General features: G+C 32.3%; 8 protein-coding genes. All 8 read left to right on the forward strand.

Annotation, left to right across the window (positions count from 1 at the left end; genetic code table 11):
* The coding region (locus RSD37_RS16500) for a DNA-directed RNA polymerase subunit alpha C-terminal domain-containing protein (RefSeq protein ID WP_346947823.1) at positions 1 to 299 on the forward strand (299 nt) is incomplete at its 5' end.
* A 12-nt stretch (positions 300 to 311) separates the two neighbouring features.
* Positions 312 to 653 (forward strand): 50S ribosomal protein L17, encoded by a 342-nt coding sequence (gene rplQ / locus RSD37_RS16505; protein ID WP_147520517.1) that lies wholly within the window; start codon positions 312 to 314, stop codon positions 651 to 653.
* A gap of 90 nt (positions 654 to 743) precedes the next feature.
* The gene (locus tag RSD37_RS16510) at positions 744 to 1,736 is read left to right on the forward strand and encodes an energy-coupling factor transporter ATPase (RefSeq protein ID WP_346947824.1); all 993 of its coding nucleotides are present in this window, start codon (positions 744 to 746) and stop codon (positions 1,734 to 1,736) included.
* On the forward strand, positions 1,721 to 2,575 hold the full coding sequence (locus RSD37_RS16515; protein ID WP_346947825.1) for an energy-coupling factor transporter ATPase: 855 nt from the start codon (positions 1,721 to 1,723) through the stop codon (positions 2,573 to 2,575). The genes RSD37_RS16510 and RSD37_RS16515 overlap by 16 nt, the downstream gene beginning before the upstream one ends.
* 31 nt (positions 2,576 to 2,606) lie before the next feature.
* The gene (locus RSD37_RS16520) at positions 2,607 to 3,413 is read left to right on the forward strand and encodes an energy-coupling factor transporter transmembrane component T (RefSeq protein WP_346947826.1); all 807 of its coding nucleotides are present in this window, start codon (positions 2,607 to 2,609) and stop codon (positions 3,411 to 3,413) included.
* 21 nt (positions 3,414 to 3,434) lie between these two features.
* Positions 3,435 to 4,172 carry a tRNA pseudouridine(38-40) synthase TruA gene (truA, locus tag RSD37_RS16525; RefSeq protein WP_346947827.1) on the forward strand — a complete coding sequence of 246 codons (738 nt, stop codon included), beginning with the start codon at positions 3,435 to 3,437 and terminating at the stop codon, positions 4,170 to 4,172.
* Positions 4,173 to 4,310: 138 nt separating this feature from the next.
* The gene (rplM, locus tag RSD37_RS16530; protein WP_346947828.1) at positions 4,311 to 4,745 is read left to right on the forward strand and encodes a 50S ribosomal protein L13; all 435 of its coding nucleotides are present in this window, start codon (positions 4,311 to 4,313) and stop codon (positions 4,743 to 4,745) included.
* Between the two features lie 27 nt (positions 4,746 to 4,772).
* On the forward strand, positions 4,773 to 5,133 hold a 361-nt coding region (gene rpsI / locus RSD37_RS16535; protein WP_346947829.1), incomplete at its 3' end, for a 30S ribosomal protein S9.

Consider the following 5,133-nt stretch of genomic DNA (forward strand, 5'->3'; position numbering starts at 1 on the left):
TTATCGAACACTTTAAATTATTTATGACATTAACTGATCATGCAGATAATGTTGAGATAATGATAGAAAAAGAAGAAGATAAGAAAGAAAAAGTCCTAGAAATGACTATAGAAGAACTTGATTTATCCGTTAGAAGTTTCAACTGTTTAAAGAGAGCTGGTATAAATACAGTTCAAGAATTAACAGAGAAATCAATGGATGACATGATGAAGGTAAGAAACTTAGGAAAGAAATCTCTTGAAGAGGTTGAGCAAAAACTTGAAGGCTTAGGATTGATATTCAAACCTAGCGAGGAGTAAGGAGGTATAGATATGGCACAGCAACGTAAGTTAGGACGTCCAACTGATCAAAGAATGGCAATGCTTAGAAATCTTACAACTAGTTTCTTAAAGTACGGTAGAATCGAAACAACTGAAGCTAGAGCTAAAGAAACTAAAAGATTAGCTGAAAAAATGATAACTTTAGCAAAAAGAGGAGATCTTCACGCAAGAAGACAAGTGCTTGCATTTGTAACAGAAGAGGATGTTGTTAAAAATTTATTTGATAACGTAGCTCCAAAATACGCTGAAAGAAATGGTGGATACACTAGAATAATGAAAATGGGACCAAGAAGAGGCGACGGAGCAGAGGTTGTTGTATTAGAATTAGTATAATGATTCAAGGGGATTAAGTAAGGCTAACTTAGTCCCCGTTTTGTTATAAAATAAAACTTTTAATAGTAACTCTCTATGGAGGGATAATAAATGAAAACTAATATAGAGTTGAAAAAAAATGAATTAGGTGCATTAAACATGTTAAATGATGCTTCGCCAGTGGATGCAATCAGTGATGTTGAAAGTCTAACAAAATTGAATAAATTAGATATATCATGTGAAAGGCATCACAATACTCAAGACATACCTGAAATTATTAGTGAGAACTTAATATATAGTTATCCTCCAGATAGTGAAGGAAATATCAAAGTAGCTATTGACGGTGTTAATATAACCATTAATAAGGGTGAATTTGTGGTTATTTTAGGACATAATGGTTCGGGAAAATCAACTTTTGCTAAACATATAAATGCACTTTTAACTCCAACGGAGGGAAAAGTTATTGTATCAGGATATGATACTAGCAAAGAGGAAAACATATGGAATGTGAGAAGTAAAGCCGGTATGGTATTTCAAAATCCAGATAACCAAATTGTTGCTACAATTGTAGAAGAAGATGTAGCTTTTGGGCCTGAAAACTTAGGTGTTGAACCTAAGGAAATAAGAAGACGAGTGGATGAATCCTTAAAAAGAGTAAATATGTTTGAATATAAAAAACATGGTCCGCATCTTTTATCAGGGGGTCAAAAGCAACGTGTAGCTATAGCTGGAATATTAGCTATGATGCCTGAATGTATAGTGCTTGATGAACCAACAGCAATGTTAGACCCATCTGGTAGAAAAGAAGTAATAAACACTATAATGGATTTAAATAAAAACCATGGAATTACTATAGTATTTATAACACATTTTATGGAGGAAGCTGTTGCAGCCGACAAAATATACGTTATGGATTCAGGTAAAGTTATAGTAAAAGGTAATCCAAGAGAAGTATTTGAAAATGTGGAGATTATGAAAAACCTAGGTTTAGATGTGCCACAAATGACAGAATTGGCCTATGAATTAAATAAATCAGGAGTTAATATAAAATCAGATATATTAACTATAGATGAGATGGTGAGAGAATTATGTCAATTAAAATAGAAAATTTAACTCATATATATATGGCTAGAACTCCCTTTGAAAAAACAGCACTTAGTGATGTGACAATCAATATAAATGATGGTGAATTTGTAGCTTTAATTGGTCATACAGGTTCAGGTAAATCTACGTTAATACAACATATGAATGGATTGTTAAAACCTAATAGAGGTAAAATAATTGTTGATGGTGTTGATATAACTGCAGATGGAGTTAAACTTACTGATATAAGAAAAAAGGTTGGATTAGTATTTCAATATGCTGAATATCAACTATTTGAAGAAACAATTGAAAAGGATATAATGTTTGGTCCTAAAAATCTAGGGCTTACTGATGAAGAGGCCATAGAGAGAACAAAGAGAGCAATGGAAATGGTAGGATTAGACTATGAAGTATATAAAAACAAGTCTCCATTTGATTTAAGTGGTGGACAAAAGAGGCGAGTTGCTATAGCTGGAGTTGTAGCTATGGAACCTAAGGTTTTGATATTAGATGAGCCAACAGCAGGATTAGATCCTAAAGGGCGAGACGAGATTTTAAGTGAATTATACAAACTTCATAAGTCATATAATATGACGGTTATACTTGTATCTCATAGTATGGAGGATGTGGCAAAAGTTGCAGATCGTATACTAGTAATGGATAATGGAAAGTGTGTATTAGATGGTACGCCTAAAGAAATATTTAAGGAGATAGAAACCTTAGAGAATGTGGGTCTTGCAGTACCACAGGTTACATATCTTATGAGAGAATTAAATAAAGTTGGGTTCAAGTTACCTGATGATATTTTCACATTAGAACAAGCCCAAAAAGAACTACTTAGGATACTAGAAAAGAACTAGGCTCCTTTTATAAAGTTTTGGAGGAGTAAATATGATTAAAGATATTACAATAGGACAGTATATACCAGGAGAATCATTCATTCATAAGCTAGATGCTAGGGTAAAAATATTATTTTCCTTACTATTTATAATAGATTTATTTTTGATAAAAGACTTCTCAGGATATATTGTGATTTTTATATTTACAATGATGGCTATAGCCATATCTAAGATTGAGTTTAGATATATATACAAGGGATTAAAACCTATATTTATACTTATGCTAATAACCGCGCTATTTAATGTGTTTCTAACAAGAGGAATAGGTGATCCATTATTTCAGTGGGGATTTGTAAAAATATATAAAGAAGGTTTAGTTACAGCTATATTTATGGTTTTAAGACTTACATTTCTTATTATTGGAACATCCTTATTAACTCTTACAACATCACCAATAGAACTTACAGATGGAATAGAAAAGTTATTAAATCCATTTAAAAAGATTGGTGTACCGGCCCATGAGCTTGCAATGATGATGACAATTGCACTTAGATTTATTCCAACACTAATGGATGAAACAGATAAAATAATGAAGGCACAGAAAGCAAGAGGTGCAGATTTCGAGAGTGGAAGTATAGTAAAAAGAGCTAAAAGCTTAATACCACTACTTGTACCATTATTTATTAGTTCATTTAGACGTGCTGATGAGTTAGCCATGGCAATGGAAGCAAGATGTTACAGAGGTGGAGATGGAAGAACTAGAATGAAGATACTAAAGGTCACATCTAGGGACTATGTAGGAATAGTAGTTATGTCATGTTTAACTGGTATAGTTGTATATATGAGATTTTGGTTATAATACCAAAGTAGAGGGATATATATGAAAAATATAAAGTTAATACTTGAATATGATGGAACTAATTATTTGGGATGGCAAAAGCAAACTAAAGGTTCTACAGTTCAGGGAACAATAGAAGAAGCAATTTATAAGTTAACCAATGAAGAAGCTAATATTATAGGATGCAGCAGAACAGATAGCAAGGTTCATGCTAAGCGATATGTATGTAATTTTAAAACTAATAGTAGTATACCACCGGAGAAGTTTAGAGAAGCTTTAAATCATAATTTACCTGAGGATATAGCCGTAATGGAGTCCTGTGAGGTAAATAGTGAGTTTCATGCTAGATATGACTCTAATGGGAAGATATATTGTTATACAGTAGTAAATACAGAGGCAAGAATGCCTTTATGTAGAAATTTTGCATATCACTATAAGGGTGAATTAGATATAGATAAAATAAGAGAAGCAGCAGAATTTTTCATAGGAACTCACGACTTTGAGGCTTTCAGAAATATAGGAAGTTCAGTAAAGACAACTACAAGAACCATAAGGGTAATAAAAGTGGTTGAAGATAAGGAATATATAAAGATATATATAGGTGCTGATGGTTTTTTGTATAATATGGTAAGGATTATGGTAGGAACATTATTAGAGGTTGGAAGTGGAAAGCTTAAGCCGAATGATATACCTAAAATAATAGAAGGTAAAAATCGTAAAAATGCAGGGAAAACTTGTCCACCACAAGGCTTATGCCTAATTGAAGTTTATTACGAATAATGTTATAAATTCTTGACACACCCGGTAAATTGTATTATAATAAATTTTGTTCATATAATAAATATTTGTGTATAAGATCCATTAGCCCCGGATCTTTATCATAGAATTATAATTGTTAAAAATCAGGGAGGTAATTAGATGAAATCATATTTAGCTAAACCAGGCGAAATACAAAGAAAATGGTATTTAATAGACGTTGAAGGAATGACTTTAGGTAGAGCTGCAAGTCAAATCGCTTCAATATTAAGAGGAAAAAACAAACCAGAATTTACAACAAACGTAGATACTGGAGATAACGTAATAGTTGTTAATGCAGAAAAAATAGTTTTAACAGGTAAAAAATTAGACCAGAAGATGTTAAGACATCACTCATTATATCCAGGCGGATTAAAAGAAATCCCTTACAGAGAAGCATTAGCTAAAAAACCTGAATTCGTTTTTGAAGAAGCAGTAAGAAGAATGCTTCCAACAGGAGTTCTTGGAAGACAAATGCTTAAAAAACTAACAGTTTACAGAGGACCAGAGCACAAAAATCATGCTCAAAAACCAGAAGTTTTAGAATTAAAATACTAAGAGTGGTATTGTAAGGAGGAATAAATAATGGCAAAAGTTCAACATTTTGGAACAGGTAGAAGAAAAAAATCAGTTGCTAGAGTAAGACTTGTACCTGGCGAAGGTAAAGTTGTAATAAATAAAAGAGAAATGGATAACTACTTTGGATTAGATACATTAAAATTCATAGTTAACCAACCATTAGTATTAACAGGAACTAAAGATAAATTTGATGTTCTAGTTAACGTACACGGTGGTGGATACACAGGTCAAGCTGGAGCTATCAGACACGGAGTTTCAAGAGCTTTACTAAAAGCTGATGAAAGCTTAAGACCAGAACTAAAAAAAGCTGGATTCTTAACAAGAGACCCAAGAATGAAAGAAAGAAAGAAATACGGTCTTAAAAAAG

This window comes from Clostridium sp. (assembly GCF_036646415.1).
Lineage (GTDB): Bacteria > Bacillota > Clostridia > Clostridiales > Clostridiaceae > Clostridium_J.

Coding starts and splice junctions, on each gene's coding strand:
- rplQ (WP_147520517.1), top strand. CDS start 312: ATGGCACAGCAACGTAAGTTAGGACGTCCAACTGATCAAAGAATGGCA.
- RSD37_RS16510 (WP_346947824.1), top strand. CDS start 744: ATGAAAACTAATATAGAGTTGAAAAAAAATGAATTAGGTGCATTAAAC.
- RSD37_RS16515 (WP_346947825.1), top strand. CDS start 1,721: ATGTCAATTAAAATAGAAAATTTAACTCATATATATATGGCTAGAACT.
- RSD37_RS16520 (WP_346947826.1), top strand. CDS start 2,607: ATGATTAAAGATATTACAATAGGACAGTATATACCAGGAGAATCATTC.
- truA (WP_346947827.1), top strand. CDS start 3,435: ATGAAAAATATAAAGTTAATACTTGAATATGATGGAACTAATTATTTG.
- rplM (WP_346947828.1), top strand. CDS start 4,311: ATGAAATCATATTTAGCTAAACCAGGCGAAATACAAAGAAAATGGTAT.